Annotated in this window: 19 protein-coding genes and 1 pseudogene; 1 reads left to right on the forward strand and 19 read right to left on the reverse strand. The window is 46.6% G+C overall.

The features are described from left to right. The 18 genes and pseudogenes from GPK60_RS13075 to GPK60_RS13160 all read right to left on the reverse strand — a co-directional run. Nucleotides 1-339 (reverse strand): annotated as a pseudogene (locus tag GPK60_RS13075) (transposase); the annotation flags it as partial. Nucleotides 340-842: 503 nt separating this feature from the next. Further along, nucleotides 843-1,025, reverse strand: coding sequence for a hypothetical protein (locus GPK60_RS13080; protein ID WP_173867053.1), 183 nt, complete (start codon nt 1,023-1,025; stop codon nt 843-845). Nucleotides 1,026-1,050: 25 nt separating this feature from the next. Next, entirely contained in the window at nt 1,051-2,427 is a 1,377-nt protein-coding gene (radA, locus tag GPK60_RS13085; RefSeq protein WP_173867052.1) for a DNA repair protein RadA, read from the reverse strand. A 182-nt stretch (nt 2,428-2,609) separates the two neighbouring features. Further along, nucleotides 2,610-3,023: a hypothetical protein gene (locus GPK60_RS13090; RefSeq protein WP_022119870.1), complete on the reverse strand. Its 414-nt coding sequence runs from the start codon at nt 3,021-3,023 to the stop codon at nt 2,610-2,612. A gap of 193 nt (nt 3,024-3,216) precedes the next feature. Next, nucleotides 3,217-5,679, reverse strand: coding sequence for an ATP-dependent Clp protease ATP-binding subunit (locus tag GPK60_RS13095; protein WP_173867051.1), 2,463 nt, complete (start codon nt 5,677-5,679; stop codon nt 3,217-3,219). 109 nt (nt 5,680-5,788) lie between these two features. Beyond that, nucleotides 5,789-6,163, reverse strand: a complete 375-nt coding sequence (locus GPK60_RS13100) for a GntR family transcriptional regulator (RefSeq protein ID WP_022119868.1) — start codon at nt 6,161-6,163, stop codon at nt 5,789-5,791. 204 nt (nt 6,164-6,367) lie between these two features. Further along, nucleotides 6,368-7,066 carry an HAD family hydrolase gene (locus GPK60_RS13105; RefSeq protein ID WP_346727789.1) on the reverse strand — a complete coding sequence of 233 codons (699 nt, stop codon included), beginning with the start codon at nt 7,064-7,066 and terminating at the stop codon, nt 6,368-6,370. 78 nt (nt 7,067-7,144) lie between these two features. Beyond that, nucleotides 7,145-7,915 carry a YwmB family TATA-box binding protein gene (locus tag GPK60_RS13110; RefSeq protein ID WP_022119866.1) on the reverse strand — a complete coding sequence of 257 codons (771 nt, stop codon included), beginning with the start codon at nt 7,913-7,915 and terminating at the stop codon, nt 7,145-7,147. Between the two features lie 398 nt (nt 7,916-8,313). After that, on the reverse strand, nt 8,314-8,733 hold the full coding sequence (gene atpC, locus GPK60_RS13115; protein WP_173896046.1) for an ATP synthase F1 subunit epsilon: 420 nt from the start codon (nt 8,731-8,733) through the stop codon (nt 8,314-8,316). Between the two features lie 11 nt (nt 8,734-8,744). Further along, nucleotides 8,745-10,136 carry a F0F1 ATP synthase subunit beta gene (atpD, locus tag GPK60_RS13120; RefSeq protein ID WP_022119864.1) on the reverse strand — a complete coding sequence of 464 codons (1,392 nt, stop codon included), beginning with the start codon at nt 10,134-10,136 and terminating at the stop codon, nt 8,745-8,747. Nucleotides 10,137-10,177: 41 nt separating this feature from the next. Beyond that, on the reverse strand, nt 10,178-11,035 hold the full coding sequence (atpG, locus tag GPK60_RS13125; RefSeq protein ID WP_173866924.1) for an ATP synthase F1 subunit gamma: 858 nt from the start codon (nt 11,033-11,035) through the stop codon (nt 10,178-10,180). A 40-nt stretch (nt 11,036-11,075) separates the two neighbouring features. After that, on the reverse strand, nt 11,076-12,590 hold the full coding sequence (gene atpA / locus GPK60_RS13130) for a F0F1 ATP synthase subunit alpha (protein ID WP_147632293.1): 1,515 nt from the start codon (nt 12,588-12,590) through the stop codon (nt 11,076-11,078). A 37-nt stretch (nt 12,591-12,627) separates the two neighbouring features. Further along, entirely contained in the window at nt 12,628-13,179 is a 552-nt protein-coding gene (atpH, locus tag GPK60_RS13135; RefSeq protein ID WP_022119861.1) for an ATP synthase F1 subunit delta, read from the reverse strand. Next, nucleotides 13,167-13,682 carry a F0F1 ATP synthase subunit B gene (gene atpF, locus GPK60_RS13140; protein ID WP_022119860.1) on the reverse strand — a complete coding sequence of 172 codons (516 nt, stop codon included), beginning with the start codon at nt 13,680-13,682 and terminating at the stop codon, nt 13,167-13,169. The genes atpH and atpF overlap by 13 nt, the downstream gene beginning before the upstream one ends. A gap of 15 nt (nt 13,683-13,697) precedes the next feature. After that, nucleotides 13,698-13,964, reverse strand: a complete 267-nt coding sequence (atpE, locus tag GPK60_RS13145; RefSeq protein WP_022119859.1) for an ATP synthase F0 subunit C — start codon at nt 13,962-13,964, stop codon at nt 13,698-13,700. Nucleotides 13,965-14,064: 100 nt separating this feature from the next. Next, nucleotides 14,065-14,784, reverse strand: a complete 720-nt coding sequence (gene atpB / locus GPK60_RS13150; protein WP_330591397.1) for a F0F1 ATP synthase subunit A — start codon at nt 14,782-14,784, stop codon at nt 14,065-14,067. A 4-nt stretch (nt 14,785-14,788) separates the two neighbouring features. After that, nucleotides 14,789-15,166: an ATP synthase subunit I gene (locus GPK60_RS13155; protein ID WP_022119857.1), complete on the reverse strand. Its 378-nt coding sequence runs from the start codon at nt 15,164-15,166 to the stop codon at nt 14,789-14,791. Next, nucleotides 15,156-15,389, reverse strand: a complete 234-nt coding sequence (locus tag GPK60_RS13160; protein WP_022119856.1) for an AtpZ/AtpI family protein — start codon at nt 15,387-15,389, stop codon at nt 15,156-15,158. Before GPK60_RS13160 ends, GPK60_RS13155 begins: the two co-directional genes overlap by 11 nt. A 382-nt stretch (nt 15,390-15,771) precedes the next feature. Here GPK60_RS13160 and GPK60_RS13165 point away from each other — a divergent pair, with 382 nt between their 5' ends. Then, nucleotides 15,772-16,272: a QueT transporter family protein gene (locus GPK60_RS13165; RefSeq protein WP_173866923.1), complete on the forward strand. Its 501-nt coding sequence runs from the start codon at nt 15,772-15,774 to the stop codon at nt 16,270-16,272. 88 nt (nt 16,273-16,360) lie between these two features. On the opposite strand, the gene GPK60_RS13170 is transcribed toward GPK60_RS13165, so the two are convergent. After that, a complete protein-coding gene (locus GPK60_RS13170; protein ID WP_215660606.1) occupies nt 16,361-17,842 on the reverse strand; it encodes an IS1182 family transposase in 1,482 nt (493 codons plus the stop codon). Nucleotides 17,843-17,858 lie beyond the last annotated feature (16 nt).

Below are 17,858 nucleotides of genomic sequence, written 5' to 3' on the forward strand. Positions count from 1 at the left end.
AACCGGCAGGATCTCTTTTCTGCTCTCCAATAGCTGGCTGCGATATGCAGCACCATCATATCCGATAATGCGGAACGGCATATATTTTTTCACATTGCTCTGGTTTTCGATCCCGCAGATCGCCAGTTCGACTTTTTTCTCTTTCCAGTATTTTATGACATCCCTCTCCAGTTCATGGACTTTTCCATCTTCTGCTTTATATTGAGAGTGGACTTTTGCATTTTCCAGAGATTCCGGCAGAATCCGCTGTTCTCCTTTAAAAATCAGTCCGTTTATGATATCTGCAAATACATCATTATAATCTTCCAGTAGTTTCTCTGTAATATCTTTTTGTCCCATAGGCTGCTCCTTTGCTTTTTGTATGAATCCAGGCTAAATATACGTGAGACCCGGTGCACGCTTCTGGTCAGCTTTGCTGACATTTCCCTGCTACAAAACAGCCTTGGATACCGGAATTGTGAAACTCTTTGGCTAAGAAGCAATTTGCAAATATCGGTTGTCAAAAAGTTTTCTTAAGATATCACTTTTGTATTTTCAGCCGCTCTGTGCAGGTATAAAGTTTTTTGGATTTTCCTGCCGAACGGCAATGAAAGTCAGATAGAATTAGATTTAAAACTATTTTGTGATTATTATACTTGAATAAGCGATTTTTGTCAATCCAAATCAGACAGATATTTTTTTAATAATCTTCCGCCTCAGAGTCTCCATCAGGCCAGGAGCTTTTGGCAATGTGCAGACGAACCGCATTGTAAAACATGGTGTGCAAAATAATACAGCCATGACGAATCCGAAAACAAATCACTTTGAGGGGGATTGTTTTCGAATCATCATGGCGTTCTATTTTACATATGAGTTTTCTTAATGCCCATCTTCTTTCGTTGCTTCTCCGTAAGAGAAATCGAGTAGTTTCTGTACTCTGCGTTGCAGATGCTACATTTCCTGCTGATGCAACTGCTCTTCGAAATCTGAAGCAAAATGCTCTCTCTTACTTCTGCCTCATCATCTACCAGCATAATTTTGTACAAAATACTTTCACCCCCATTGTAACTTTTACAGATATTTCAATGCTTCCCTTAAATTTGCCGCCGGAAGCAGGCGGATCCCCTCCACTTTCCCAATTGAAGGCATGGAAACTGCCGGCAGAATGATCGTCTCAAACCCTAGTTTCCTGGCCTCTGCCACTCTCTGTTGTGCCATGCTGACGGCACGGATCTCACCGCTTAAGCCCACTTCTCCGAATGCCAGTGTTTTTTCGTCAATCGCAATGTCTTTGTAGCTGGAGATCAGTGCAAGCACGATCGCCAGGTCGATCGCCGGCTCGTTCATGCGGATGCCTCCCGCAATGTTGACATAGGCATCACAGGTTGATAAATGCATACCGATGCGTTTTTCGATTACAGCCATCAGAAGCCCGACTCGGTTGTAGTCGGTGCCAGCTGCCGTCCTTCTTGGCATCGCAAGGTTGCTGCGGCACACAAGTGCCTGAACTTCTACAAGAATCGGCCTTGTGCCTTCCATGGAACAGGACACGATTGATCCGGATGCTCCCTGCGGCTTGCCGCTTAACATATATTCCGATGGATTTTTGACTTCTTTTAATCCACTCTGGCACATCTCAAAAACACCGATCTCGTTGGTGGAGCCGAATCGGTTCTTGACGCCGCGAAGGATGCGGTAGGCTGCATGGCGGTCACCCTCGAAATACAGCACGGTATCAACCATATGCTCCAGAACTCTCGGTCCTGCGACAACTCCTTCTTTTGTCACATGTCCGACAATAAAAATGGAGATTCCCATACGTTTTGCGATCTGCATAAATACAGAAGTAGCTTCTCTTACCTGCGATACACTTCCCGGTGCGGAGGAAACGTCTTCCTGATACATCGTCTGGATCGAATCGATCACTACGATTTCCGGCTGCACACGCTCGATCACCCCCTGGATCGTCTCAAGGCTGGTCTCACAGAGCAACAGCATTTCCTCTCCGAAACTTCCGATTCTGGACGCTCGCAGTTTAATCTGCTGAAGCGATTCTTCACCCGATATATACAATACTTTTTTGCCTTTTTCTGTGAGATTTTTGCAGACCTGCAAAAGAATGGTTGATTTTCCGATACCCGGATCACCGCCGACCAGAACCAGCGATCCGGCAACAATGCCTCCGCCAAGCACACGATCCAGCTCTTCAAATCCGGTCGCTGTGCGTATCTCGCTCTCTGTCTTGATTCCGGATAATTTCACCGGCTGTGCCTCATGTATCCTGGCCGCCAGGCTCTCTGTTTTTTTACTGCTTTTTCCCGCCTTTCCTGTCACGACCGTCTCCTCGACCAGTGTATTCCACTCTTTGCAGGCTGGACACTGTCCCAGCCATTTTGCAGACTCATAACCGCAGTTCTGACAGAAAAAAATTGTTGATTTTTTTGCCATGTTCCCTCCTTTAAAGAACACTGCCGATTCTTTCCGGCAGATATTTCTGTTTTGTTTTTCTCGTCATCACAGCAAAAAGGGAACGTCCGTCCCGACGCTCCCCCTTTTCTTATGCTGAGAAGATTCTCAATTTTTATAATGATTCTTCATAATTCAAAACACTTGCTGTCAGAATCAGATTATTACATTTTTTCGATGCGAACTGCCGCACTTTCTGTGCTGTCAAGCTCTACGCTCAGTACCAGTTTGCCGCCGAGGTTTGTCTTCATCTCGCCAACTTCCTTATCATCGACAAATACCTGATAGCTTGTCTCCTCTTCCAGCTCTACGGTAATCTGTGCATCGGTCGGGCACTCTACGGTAAAGCTCATACCATTCTCGGTCGCTTTCAAATGGCTGACTGCGGTTCCCGGTACGGATTCGTAAACAAACATGCCATTTCTCTCAAGCTTTGTGATCTCCTTGAAAGTTTTTACTTTATACAGATCGCCGTCATGCTCAAAATCGGATTTTTTGGATTTGGCCGGCAGCTCATAATTACCGAAACTGATCGTTCCATCTGCTTCTGTGCGTATCAATTCACTTACTACTGACATATCTATGCCCTCCTGGTATTCTCTTTTGTCGCTTTATCCCGCTGTCAAACCAGCTTTCTTTCAAGTCAAATGCACGAAAACTCAATGTATGATTCTGACTGGATTTACTGATATTCAAATCAAACGCATGTGAAAGTGTTCAACAGTTATGGGATTTCTCCTCGACTTTTGTCTTATTTTACCATAATCGAACTTACTTATCCAGAGCTTTTTCACTTTTCACAGAAAATTTAATTTCTTCTTTAGAAACGCCAAGCAGTACTTTATCCCCTGCTTTTACCTTGCCCTCCAGGATCTCCTGTGCCAGTGCATCTTCTACTTTCGTCTGGATCGCACGTTTCAGCGGTCTTGCACCGTATTTTTCATCAAAGCCTGCTTTTGCGATCAGTTCTTTTGCAGCACTTGATATCTTCAGTGTGATATCCATCTGCTCTTTGCAGCGTTTTGCGAACTGCTCCAGCAGGATCTCTGCGATCCTGGTGATATTCTCACGGTTCAGTGCATGGAAGACGATCGTCTCATCGATACGGTTTAAGAACTCCGGTTTGAACATCCGGCGTACCTCTTCCATCACACTGCCTTTCATATATTCATAGTTGTGCTTCTCATCGTCCACCGATGCAAATCCCAGCTTTTTCGGGGAAATGATCGACTGTGCTCCGGCATTGGAGGTCATGATGAGGATCGTATTCTTGAAATCTACCTGTCTGCCCTGAGAATCGGTGATGTGTCCGTCGTCCAGCACCTGAAGCAAAATGTTAAATACATCCGGGTGTGCTTTTTCAATCTCGTCAAACAGGATCACGGAATATGGATTTCTGCGGACTTTCTCAGAAAGCTGTCCACCTTCTTCATATCCCACATATCCAGGAGGGGAACCTACCAGTTTTGAAACACTATGTTTTTCCATGTATTCAGACATATCAACGCGGATCATGGCGTCTTCACTTCCGAAAACGGTCTCTGCCAGTGCTTTGGAAAGCTCGGTCTTGCCGACACCGGTCGGACCAAGGAACAGGAAAGAACCGATTGGACGTTTCGGATCTTTCAGTCCGACACGGCCTCGTTTGATGGCTTTGGCAACAGCAGTTACGGCCTCATCCTGACCTACAACTCGTTTATGCAGTGTAGATTCAAGCTTTAAGAGGCGACCGGATTCTCTTTCTGTCAGGCGGCTGACCGGTATTTTCGTCCATACGGCTACCACATCTGCTACATCTTCCTCGCCAACTGTCAGTTTCTTGCCGGAACGTTTGCGATCCATCTTTTTCTGTTCTTTTTTCAGCTCTTCTTCTACTCTGATCTGTTCCTGTCCAAGATTAGAAGCCTCTTCAAAATCTCCGAGAACGATGCTCTCTTCTTTTTCTTTTAAAATCTGCTCCAGTCTCTGCTGAAGCTTTTCAAGCTGCTTCGGTGCCTGATATCCTTTGAGCTGCTTTCTTGATGCTGCTTCATCCATCAGATCGATCGCCTTATCCGGAAGGAAACGGTCGTTGACATAACGTCTGGAAAGTTTCACTGCTGCATCCAGGGCTTCGTCGGAGATCCGAACACCATGGTGTTCCTCATAGTATGGACGGATTCCTTTTAAGATTTCAAGCGTCTCCTCCTCGCTCGGCTCTTCTACCATAACCGGCTGGAAACGTCGCTCCAGTGCCGGATCTTTTTCGATGTATTTTCGGTACTCCTCGATCGTGGTGGCACCGATCAGCTGGATCTCTCCTCTGGAAAGGGACGGTTTTAAAATATTGGAGGCATCCATGGCTCCTTCTGCTCCGCCTGCCCCGATGATCGTGTGCAGCTCATCGATAAACAGCAGCACATCGCGGCTGTCCGTCACTTCCTGGATCACTTTTTTGATGCGTTCCTCAAACTCGCCGCGGTATTTGGAACCGGCAACCATGCTCGCCATATCCAGTGTGACCACGCGTTTGTTCTGAAGCATCGGTGGAACGGCTCCGAGCACGATCCGCTGTGCCAGCCCTTCTGCGATCGCCGTCTTGCCGACACCCGGCTCACCGATCAGGCACGGATTGTTCTTCGTCCTGCGGCTTAAGATCTGCAAAATACGCTCGATCTCTGCGTCACGGCCGACGATCGGGTCCAGCTCGCCCTCTGCTGCCATCTCTGTCAGATCACGGCTGTACTGATCCAGCACCGGAGTCGCACCGCCGTCCCTTCTTGCCTTTTCTTTCTGTGCCAGCTCTTTGTACATGGACTCCTCAATCCCCATCGCACTAAGAACGCTGAGATAAAGTTTGCGGATATCGATCTCCATCGTGTGCAGCAGTCTGGTTGCCACGCATTCCGTATCTTTTAAAAGTGCCAGAAGCAGATGCTCCGTCCCCACTTTTTCCATATGGAAGAAATCCGCCTCATGCACGGCATTCTCAAGAATGATTTCGGTCCTTGGCGTATAGTCGGTCTCTTCTGTCAGGGTATCTCCCTCTGATGTGATCAGATTTGCAACTAAAGTGCGAATCTTGACGGTGTCTGCACCGGACTCTTTTAAAAGGATCGCCGCCGTGCCTTCGCCTTCTTCTAAAAGTCCAAGCAGCAGATGCTCGGATCCTATGTATCCATTTCCATTATTTTTGGCTGCCTTTTTTGCCAGCTTTAATACTTTTTCTGCATTTTCTGTAAAACGCTCACGCAATCTTATCGCCTCCTGTCTTTCTTTTTACAGACTTGATGATGCCAGGGTCAAAAGGTCGTTCTTGCTTGCAAGATAAGACATTTGAACTTAGGACCTCAACATCATTTGATCATAACGGCTCGTATTCTGAGAAAATCTCATCAACCAGCTCATGCACTTCGTCTGCTGAAATATTTTTGCAGTGTGCTTTTGCCAGAATAACTCTGAGATTTTTCTTAATTTCATTTATTGCTTCCATTTTATCAACATCCAGTGCGATCACGGCTCCCTTTCTCCGGTCTATTGTCAGAAATCCTTCCTGACGCAGCAGAGAATATGCCTTGTTGACCGTGTGCATGTTGATGCCGATATCGCCCGCCAGCTGCCGGACGGACGGCAGGGAATCTCCCTCCTGGATCACAGAAGTTGCAATCCCGAGAATGATCTGATTCCGCAGCTGCATATACAACGCTTCTTCGCTCTGAAAATCAATTTTTATAACCATAAAGCCACCCTCTTTTGTTGTCTTACCAAAGGAATATCCTTCGATATACAGTAAAATTCGAGTCGGAGCGTATATTCCGACTAAGACAAATGCTGCAAAGCACTTGTTCTCTTTGCAGCACATTTGTTATACATATGGTAGCATATATAGCTCATATAGTCAAGTTATGGCTTTCAGTCGAACGCACATGCGATTCATGCGGTGTTACTGCCCTGAAAACAGCGTCAGCAGATCTTTCATTTCCCCGATCTTTGCTGCATATTCTGTAACGTTTCCAAATCCATAAGAAGCAAAGATAAACGGCACGCCTGCTTCTTTGGAGGCGTCGCAGTCCCCTTTGGTATCTCCGATATAAACTGGTGCTTTCAGGCTATTTCTTTTCACCAGAAGGCGGATATTTTCACCTTTGTTCTTTCCGGTATTTCCGAAACACTCGATATCTTTTATGTACGCCTCCAGCTGTGTCTTTCTTAAGAACTGTTCAATGTAGCCGCACTGACAGTTGCTGACACTATAAAGATCATATGTTTTTGCAAGCTGTTTTATGACTTCCCGGACATCCGGATAGCAGATATCCTGTTGATTTTCTTCCAGTGCCTCTTCTTCATAAACGCAGCATTTTTCCAGAATGGTTTCCTGCACTTCTTTTGAAGCCTCCGGAAAAAGGGATGCTGCGATCACGGACATGGTCTTTCCAAATAACTGTTTTAATTCCCCCGCTGTTACGATGCGGTCTTTGATACCACATTCCAGAACTGCCTGTGTCCAGGCCTCAGCCACGATCGGCGTGCTGTCCCAGAGTGTTCCGTCCACATCAAATATGATTCCGTCTGTATACATAATCTCTCCTGTCTTCGTAATCCCCGGCCTGCAAAGCACAAAGATCACGCATGATTCCTGCATTTTTATTTGCCTGACAATGCATGCTGCAGTTGTCAGAAGATACTATACGCTTTATCATACGCAATCTTCTGCAAATAATCAAGCACTTTCCCCGCTCACCCCGATTGCCGGAACTGCCGCACATATTTCTGTCTGCTGCGTCCTGCTGTTGTAATACATGGTCAGTGCCAGATTTACCCGGGTTGTCCCCTGCCTTACACTCTCCGAAAAACAGGGACTGTAGGCATAAACCGTATACAGATTCCCATCCTGGTTTTTGATCACGGTTCTGGCATGCATATCTTCCAGCAGCTGTTCTGCGATCGCTTCTTTTTTCTCTTCTGACAGATTTCCGAGATAAAACCCTTGCACTGCCACACTGCTTCGTTTGCTTTCCATCGTTTCATCCAGAACGTTCTGCATTTTCGTTCTTAAGGTCTGTGCCTCTTCAAATCCGCCGCCGGGAATAGTCACGTTTGCATACAGGCTCTGTCCGGTGATCGCCCCTTTTTCTCTCCAGGTGACAAGACGCAGCACAGTATCGGCGTTTGCCCCTTCTTTTTGCAGTACGACACTCTGACTGTCCTCTCCGTAGGTACGATAGACCAGAATCTGACTGGAAATACCAAGTGAGGCTGCGATCTGCCGCAGGTATTCTTCCCGGCGTTCCAGCATCTGCACCTGCTTCTCTTTTTTCAGCTTTCCATAGTACTGCACGATACCGCTGCGGTTGTCTGTTCCAATATTCGAGAACGCTGCCACTGCCTCCATCTCTCTGCTTTCCTGCTTCTTTGCCCAGATCTGCAGTCCTGCCGCTGCCCACAGGCCAAAAAACAGAATCAGTCCTGCCCGTTTCAGCCATCTTTGCATCCTATATCCCTCCATTGTTTCCCGAATTTAGTTTCGTCTGTTTTCATTATTTCCCGTCTCTGGAAGAATATACGGAAAAACTCTTTTCGTTTGCTTTTGCAGAACATTTTCATCTCAAGTTAAGTACTGAAAACTTCAGGCAGCAGAAAACCGGCCCGGATATAAACATATCCTGCCGGTTTTCTTATTATTATGATGATGCCAGGGTCAAAAGGTCTAAATCCACATGAGCTTGCTCATAGGTGGATGAAAGACCTTGGGACCCGCCCCGATATGAGCATAAAAGTGGGATGATAATCCCACGATATGCGAATACTGGGGAGGATTGTGGGAGTGCAACGCACGGAACAATCCGTAGGCATCATAGTTGGGGACTTTTGACACCCACATCATTATTATTATTTTGTTACATGGTCTGCCAGTTCGATACGAACCAGTGCCTTGTGCAGTGCCAGCTCTGCCCGCGTGATATTGATGTTGGACTTATCATTCTGCAGTCTGCGTTCTGCACGGATCTTTGCTTCCTGTGCCCGGTTGCGGTCAATCTCATCCGGCCACTCGGCGATCTCTGCAAGGATCGTGATCCTGTCACCTAAGATTTCCATAAATCCGGTGTGCAGTGCTGCTTCCTTTTTATTTCCGCCTTCTTCGGTGATCGTGGCGATCCCCGGCTCCAGAACGGTTGTCATCGGAATATGGTTCTTATAGATACCAATCCCGCCTTCTACGGTATTCAGCTCCAGAAAACTGGCTTTTCCACTGTAAAATACACGATCCGGTGTAATGATCTTCAGATCAAAAAGATTGTCTGCTGCCATTTTACACCTCCCTATTTCATGCGGGCTGTGACATCATCGATCGAGCCTGCGTTCAGGAAGTAGCTTTCCGGAACATCATCGTGCTTGCCTTCGAGAATCTCGCGGAATCCGCGGATGGTCTCAGAGAGCGGCACATAACGTCCGTCCAGACCGGTAAACTGTGTTGCCACAAAGAACGGCTGTGACAGGAATCTCTGTACTTTTCTCGCACGGCTCACGACCAGCTTGTCGTCCTCGGAAAGCTCGTCCATACCAAGGATGGCGATGATATCCTGAAGTTCTTTGTATTTCTGCAGGATCTCCTGCACGCCTCGTGCCGTTTTATAGTGTTCCTCGCCTACGATACGCGGGTCCAGAATACGGGATGTGGACTCCAGCGGATCAACTGCCGGATAAATTCCCAGCTCTACGATGGAACGGGAAAGTACAGTCGTAGCATCCAGATGTGCGAATGTCGTAGCCGGTGCCGGGTCTGTCAGGTCATCCGCCGGCACATAAACGGCCTGTACGGATGTGATGGAACCGCTCTTTGTAGAAGTGATACGCTCCTGAAGAGCACCCATCTCTGTCTGCAGTGTCGGCTGGTATCCTACTGCGGACGGCATACGTCCAAGCAGGGCGGAAACCTCGGAACCTGCCTGCGTAAAACGGAAAATATTGTCGATGAACAGCAGGACATCTTTTCCTGCCTGGTCACGGAAATATTCTGCCATCGTAAGTCCGGTAAGACCGACACGCATACGTGCTCCAGGCGGCTCGTTCATCTGACCGAACACCATGGTGGTCTTATTGATAACTCCGGATTCCTCCATCTCGTGATAGAGGTCATTTCCTTCTCGTGTACGCTCACCAACTCCGGTAAATACGGAATATCCACCGTGCTCGGTTGCGATATTGTGGATCAGCTCCTGAATCAGAACGGTCTTTCCTACACCTGCTCCTCCGAACAGACCGGTCTTACCGCCTTTCTGATACGGGCAAAGCAGATCGACTACCTTGATACCGGTCTCCAGGATCTCGGTAGATGTGGACTGTTCTTCAAAAGAAGGTGCTTTTCTGTGGATCGGTAAATATTCGACGCCTTCCGGTGCCGGCTTTTTATCAATCGCATCTCCGGTTACATTGAAGATACGTCCAAGTGTCTTTTCTCCGACCGGAACGGTGATCGGTGCACCGGTTGCGATCGCTTCGGCACCACGAACCAGCCCATCGGTCGGTCCCATCGCAATGCATCGCACCGTATCGTCACCTAAGTGCTGTGCAACTTCTGCCGTCAGCACACCGCCGTCCGGAGCTGCGATATGGATCGCGTCGTAGATCTTTGGCAGCTTGCCTTCCGGAAATTTAATATCCAGGACCGCACCAATGATCTGCGTGATCTTTCCTTGAATTTGTTCTGCCATGTTTCCTCCTAGTAATGCCGCATATGCTGCGGCAGACGTTTCTATTCAACAGCCTCGGCTCCTGCAATGATCTCGGTCAGCTCCTGCGTGATCGAGCCCTGTCTTGCACGGTTGTACTGCAGTTCCAGGCTTTCCATCATGTCCTCTGCATTGCTCGTAGCTGCATCCATTGCCTGCATACGTGCACCGTTTTCGCTGGCTGCCGCCTCGTTTAACGCTCCGTACAGAAGACTTGCGATATATTTTGGTATAATCATATCCAGGGCTTCTTCCTCGCCCGGCTTGTAGTTCATCGGCGTATTCCGCTCTGCATCGGACAGCTCTTTGTCACTGAATTCCACCGGAAGCAGCTTTAAAAGTTTCGGCTCATGTACCACCGTGTTTTTGAAGCTGGTATAGACAAGATAAATCTCTCCGATCTTCTCTTCCTCGAAATCTTTCAGGACTCTCTGGCTGATCTCCACCGCATCCGAATACAGAGGGGAATTGATCACCTCGCTGTAATCTTCTGCGATCTCATAGCCTTTTCGTTCCAGTGCTTCATGCCCTTTTCGGCCGATGTTATAGATCAGAAGCTCTTTTCCTTCCAGTTCGCCCTGCGTGAGCATTTTCACGATGTTGGAGTTGTAACCGCCTGCCAGTCCTCTGTTGGATGAGATGACGATCACACCCTTTTTCCCCGATTTTCCGCTTTTCAGATACGGGTGTTCCACAATGCCGGTACGTGCAAGCATACTGGTCACCGTGGCATACATATGGTTAAAATACGGTTTGCATTCTTCCGCTTTTTCCCTCGTCCTCTGAAGCTTTACGGTGGAAACCAGCTTCATGGCTTTTGTGATCTGCTGTGTGCTGGCGATACTGTTTCTGCGCCTCTGAATATCTCTCATTGAAGCCATGGTATCATCCTCCTGCTTTCTTTTCCGTCATCATGCTGCTTTATTCAGCTGCAGAAAATTTTGCTTTGCACTCACCGATCGCCTGGATCAGTTTCTGCTCTGCTTCGTCGGAAAGTACCCTGGTCTCTTTGATGCTCTCCGGAATCTCCGGATATTTGGTCTTGATATATTCAAACAGTGCTTCTTCAAACTCCAGAACTTTTTCTGTCGGAATATCCAGCAGATGTTTTCTGGTAGCCGCATACAGGATGATAACCTGATATTCTACCGGAACTGGTGCATACTGCGGCTGTTTGAGGACTTCACGGATACGCTCGCCCTGTGCCAGCTTTTCTTTGGTATCGGCATCCAGTTCGGAACCAAACTGTGCAAAAGATGCCAGCTCACGGAACTGTGCCAGCTCTACTCGGATCGGGGCAGCAATCTTTTTCATTGCCTTGATCTGAGCGGAACCTCCAACTCGTGATACAGAAAGTCCGGCATTTACCGCCGGGCGGAATCCGGCATTGAACATCTCTGTCTCCAGATAGATCTGACCGTCTGTGATGGAAATAACGTTCGTCGGAATATAAGCGGAAACGTCACCTGCCTGTGTCTCGATGATCGGCAGTGCCGTCAGAGATCCTCCGCCAAGTTCATCGGAAAGTCTCGCCGCACGCTCCAGAAGTCTGGAATGCAGATAGAAAACGTCTCCCGGATAAGCTTCACGGCCTGGTGGACGACGCAGAAGTAAGGAAAGTGTACGGTAAGCTGTCGCATGTTTGGACAGATCATCGTAAATGATCAGTACGTCCTCTCCATTCTCCATCCATTCTTCTCCGATCGCACATCCGGAATACGGTGCGATATACTGCAGCGGAGCAAGTTCACTGGAAGTGGATGCTACAACGGTTGTATAATCCATGGCTCCGTTTTCTTCCAGTGTCTTTACGATATTGGCAACGGTCGATGCTTTCTGACCGATCGCTACATAAATACATTTTACATTCTGACCCTTCTGGTTGATGATCGTGTCAATCGCGATCGCTGTCTTACCGGTCTGACGGTCTCCGATGATCAGCTCACGCTGTCCTCTTCCGATCGGCACCATGGAGTCAATTGCCTTGATACCTGTCTGAAGCGGGGTATCTACGCTCTTTCGGTCGATAACTCCGGAAGCTACTCTTTCGATCTTACGGAATTTCCTGCTTGAGATCGGACCTTTGCCATCGATCGGCTGTCCAAGGGCATTGACAACCCTGCCGATCATCTCATCGCCTACCGGAACTTCCACAACGGTGCCGGTAGTCTTTACGATATCGCCCTCTTCGATATTCGTTGCATCACCGAGCAGTACGGCACCTACGTTATCCTCCTCCAGGTTGAGCACCATGCCCCGCACACCATGCGGAAACTCCAGAAGCTCACCCTGCATCGCCTTCTCAAGGCCGTGGATACGTGCGATACCATCTGCAACCTGAATAACCGTGCCCACTTCTGCAACGGACATATGGGAAGAATATCTTTTGATCTCTTCTTTTATCACTGAGCTTATTTCCTCAGGTTTCAAATTCATAAGGTCTTTGCACCTTCTTTCATGCTGTTTTCTTCTCTCAGGCTTCGAGGGAAATTCCCATGAGCTGCAGCCTCAGCTCTTCCAGCCTGCTCTTTATACTGGTGTCAATGACACGGTCTCCGATCCGGATCACCAGACCGCCGATCAGCGTCTTATCCTCGCGGTATGTGATCTCCATCTTTTTGTAGTCCGTAGTATCCAGAAGTCTCTTTTCGATCTTAGTCTTCTGTTCTGCGGTAAGCTCAAATGGAGATGTCACCAGAGCCACACCAATTTTTTTGTATTCTTTCACTTTAGCTGTAAAATATGCAAATATGGCATTTCTCTCGGAAAAGCGTCCCTTCTTCACAAGGATCTGTAAAAATCCTGTCATATCGTCTGAGACGTTTCCCTTGAAACATTTTTCGATAAAATCCTGCTTTTCCTCGCTGCCGATACCCGGATGGCAGAGCAGCGTCTCTGCCTGGGGATTCTGGTCAAGTGCGTTCTCTACGGCACAAATCTCTTCCAGAAACTGGTCACAGCGGTTCTCTTCCACCGCCAGCTCGAACAGCGCGTCACCGTATACCTTCGCCGCTACTTTCGCCATGTGTCCTCCCCTATTTCTTTCAGTGTACTCTCTACCATCGTATCCTGAACTTTTGCATCAACCGCACCGGCTACTGCCTTTTCTGCCATCAAAGATGCAAGTGCGATCATTTCTTTCTTCATATCATCTGCAGCAGCTTTACGCTCCAGTTCAACCTGGGCATTTGCTCTTGAAAGAATTCTTGCAGCTTCTTCTTTTGCTTCGGCAATGATCTTCGCTTCGTTATCCAGAGCTTTCTGTCTTGCCTGTGCCAGAATTTCTTCTGCCTCTGCATTGATATTCTGAATTTTCGCATTGTAATCTTCTTTGAGTTTACGTGCATCTGCTTTATCTGCTGCGGCGGTATCCAGATCGTTTTTGATCTTATCCTGTCTCTTTTTCAGGAAATCTCTTGCCGGATTAAACAGCAGATAGGACAGAAACGTAAACATGACAAATACTGCAAGTGCCAGCAGAACGGCGTCGTGAATCAGCTGAGGATCCAGATTAAACAGTCGTTCCAACGTTTTGCCCCCTTTTTACAGCTTGCCGATCAGCGGGTTTGCGAACAGCAGGATAAATGCGATAGCAAGACCATAAAGACCTGTTGTCTCGGCAACTGCCTGACCTAAAAGCATGGTTGACATAATATCACCTTTTGCACCCGGGTTTCTTCCTACTGCACTTGCACCATATCCGGCTGCAATACCCTGACCTACACCAGGACCAATACCTGCGATCATTGCAAGACCTGCACCAATTGCAGAGCATGCTAAAACCAGTGCCTTACCTGTAATTCCATCCATGAGATGTACCTCCTAAATATTAAAATATGATTTCTTGATGTTGCCAGTTGATGCCGCCCACCTGCTGCGAACAGATCCGCTTCCGGGGCTTTGACATCTTTTAATTTTCCTGCGGCATTTTCTGTGAAGTAAATACCATTGTCAGCATACAGAACACATAGGTCTGTATTGCACCGGAGAAAAGATCAAAGTAAATATGAAGAAATCCCGGCCAGCCCACTGCGATCTTGGAAAGCAGTGAGTAGATCAGTGACATCATAACCGTTCCGGAAAGCACATTTCCGAACAGACGCAGTGACAGAGAAAACGGCACTGCGATCTCTCCGATCAGGTTGATCGGGAAGAGGATCGGGATTGGCTTAAACAGATCGGTAAATGCACCAAATTTGTTATACTTCACATTGTTGTACTGTATGATACAAAATGTGATAATTCCCAGTGGAAGTGTTACGCCATAGTCCGCTGTCGGAGGCCGAAGCCCAAACAGACCTGAGATATTGCTGACAAAAATAAAGATAAAGATCGATCCGATGTAGTTGCGATATTTCTTCGCATAACTTCCCATGCTGCTCTCTACCATGCCATCCAGCATTTCCACGATCATCTCGACGATATTCTGGAAAAATCCCGGCACTTCCTGTGCGTGACGCATCGTCCGGTTTGCCGCAAGTGCAAACACAAACAGTACCAGCATCACCACGAGTATGCTGACATGCGTGGTCGTGATCCAAAATTCCTGTCCGAATAACCTGTACTTGAACAGTCCATGGATCATAAAATCCACGTCACCACTTGCCGCCAGCAAAAAACCTGCTCTCACTCATTCACCTTCTTTTCTTTTTTATTTTCTGAAGCAAAGGCTGCATATATGCTCCGACTTTCAGAGTCATCACTCCAAGCAGAACGCCGATCATACTGCCGATCTCAAAATAGGCAGTAATAAAAAATACAACCAGCACGACTGCCATACGGATGCCATACATACGGTACATATGTTTCGGAGCATCGCCCTCTGACATATCAAGTGCATCTTCTAAACTGTACCTGATGTGCCATGCCATAAAAACGGCAACGCCGACTCCGATCCACAGCCCCAGTGAAAAAAAGACCTTTGCATCAGAAAACCACACAAAGACTGCCTGAAACAGTATTCCACATAATAGGATACCGGAAATCAGACTTTTCAATACCTTATCTTCCATGTTTCTTTTCTCCTTTTTTCGGAATAAGCTGTTTTAAGATCAGATAACAGTTGCGTACACCTGCTGCGATACCAAAGAGAAGCAGCACGATCACGCTGTGAAACCCGAAATGCTCATCCAGCCAGTGGCCTGCGAATACGCAGAGAATGATCGGAGCCAGCATAGAAATCCCAAGCTGTGTGACCATAGCAAGATTCTGCATCACTTCTTTTTCAAACTTCATTTTTCCTCCTCATACTCCATCTTCGCCTTTTCTGATACATGATTTCTTTTTTACCTCTTTGTAAATGCAAAAGAGCATTTACCACAAATTTTAGTTTATCTTACTTTTCCCTTTTTGTCTACCAAATCTGGTATACATTCCTCCAAAAATGCCAAATTTTTATACACTTTCAGGGAAGTGTCGAAATACGCTTCCAGATTCTGGCACAGCATGGATTTTCCAGCTTTCTGTTGCAATCTTTCCGGCACTGTGTTATACTTTGAGCCGTTGCAAAGCCCTTAAAAACAAGGTCTTATCGGGCTTGCCGGCGGTCACCGCCGTAAAATGTGCTGAGTGTTCGTGACCTTCCACTCATAAAACAAAACTAAAGGAGAAAAATATCATGAAAAAGTCTAACAAGGTAACCTTTTTAACCCAGGCTGCTGTGATCGCAGCGATCTATGTCGTGCTGACGATCATCTTTGCACCGTTCAGTTTCGGTGAAGTACAGGTTCGTATTTCTGAAGCACTGACCATCCTGCCATTCTTCACACCGGCTGCGATTCCGGGACTGTTTGTCGGATGTATTATTGCCAACCTGTTCGGCGGTGCAATCCCTGCTGATATTATTTTCGGCAGCATTGCCACACTGCTTGGAGCCCTCGGAACTTATGCCCTGCGTAAAAAGAGCAGATTCTTAGCTCCGCTGCCGCCGATCATTGCCAACACCCTGATCGTACCGTTCGTCCTTTACTACGGATACGGTGTCAATCTGCCGATCCCGTTTATGATGCTGACAGTCGGCATCGGCGAAGTACTTTCCTGCGGTGTGATCGGACTGGTTCTGCAAAGTGCCCTGAAAAATTACAGCCATGTGATCTTCCGTGACACAGCAAAAGCCTGAAAAGGTTATAAGATAAGTATAAAAAAACTTCTGAAATCCATACCGGATCTCAGAAGTTTCAGACTGTAGACAAACTTGGTGTTGGGTATTATGCCCAGCACCATTTTTCTTTCAAAACTTCTTTTCTTTTTATTTTCTTCAAAATCAACAAAAATCTGGCTGTATTCCAGCCTCGTTTTTCCAGAATCTTTGCCAGTTTTTTCAGATTCATGCATGCAAAGGTAAGCCCGGCTTTCATTTCCATCCGTGCCTTTCCTACATATTGCGTATATCGAAATCCATGCTGTTCTTTCGCTGTACCGAATATCCTTTCTATGGTTTCTTTTCTTAACTGATAGATCTGTCTGTTTCCTATCGTGTGCCGAATGTCTTCTGCCACTTCCATATATTCTTCCCATACATGACGTGTGATCCGTTTTATATGATCCTTACTTTCTGTGCATTTTGAAAGATATTGGCATTCAGCACAATGTTCACCGCAGCTTTTATACTCTTTATATCCACTTCTGTTTGTTGTACTGTATGGCAATATATGTGCTCCCGGGCATATATAACAATCATAGTATTCATCATATGCGAATTCGTGTTTCCCGAAAAAGCCTTCTTTGGTCTTGGGACGGGTATACGGAAAAAGTGGTTGAATTCCATCTTCCAACAGCTGATGGGCGATTGCCGGAGTTTTATATCCTGCATCTGCAACTACCATCTGCGGATTCAGTTTAGATATCTTATCGTATAATGCTTTAAAAGTACGACTGTCATGCTCATTACCAGGATGTACTGTATATCCAAGGATCCAGCCATGTTTATCACAGGCAGTTTCTACTGCATATGCAAAAACATGTTTATGTTCTCCTTTTCGAAACCATCCACTTTCCGGATCACTGGTACTGCATTTCTGCGTTTTTACATCTTCAGGAAGTTCTTCAGATATAGAATCCTTATCATTTCCGGTTCCACCGGATGCAGGTGGCTGGTTATCATCTTTTTTCTTTAATGGCTTTTTTCCATGTGCCAGACGATCTTCTTCAATCTCTTTATTTAATTCTTCTTCATACCAGAGAGCCTGTTCGTGTGCAACCCGCTTACGCATTTTTTTACTGTTTGCACAGGCTTTTACATGTGTTGCATCCACGAAGATCTGTTCTGTATTTACAAGCTTATATTTCATACAATCTTCCAGAATCTTTGAAAAAATCTGCTCAAAAAGGTCTGTATCTTTGAAACGGCGGGTATAATTCTTTCCAAATGTAGAGAAATGAGGTACTAGATCTAACATGTCTAGTCCGAGAAACCAGCGGTATGCAACGTTTACCTCGATCTCTTTCATGGTCTGCCGCATGCTTTTTATTCCATAGAGATACTGAATGAATGGTATCTTGATCAGCATAACGGGATCCATACTAGGGCGGCCGTTATCCGGACAGTATTTTTCTTCAACCAGATCATAAATAAAGTTCCAATTGATTGCTTTATCAATCAATCGCAGCATATGGTTTTGAGGTACCATGTCATCCATGGAAAACATCATCATTTGTTCTCTTTTTTTATCTGCATTTTTCGTCATCATAAAAAACACCGCCCTT

The organism is Ruminococcus sp. MCC718 (genome assembly GCF_018783905.1).
GTDB lineage: Bacteria > Bacillota > Clostridia > Lachnospirales > Lachnospiraceae > Hominisplanchenecus > Hominisplanchenecus faecis.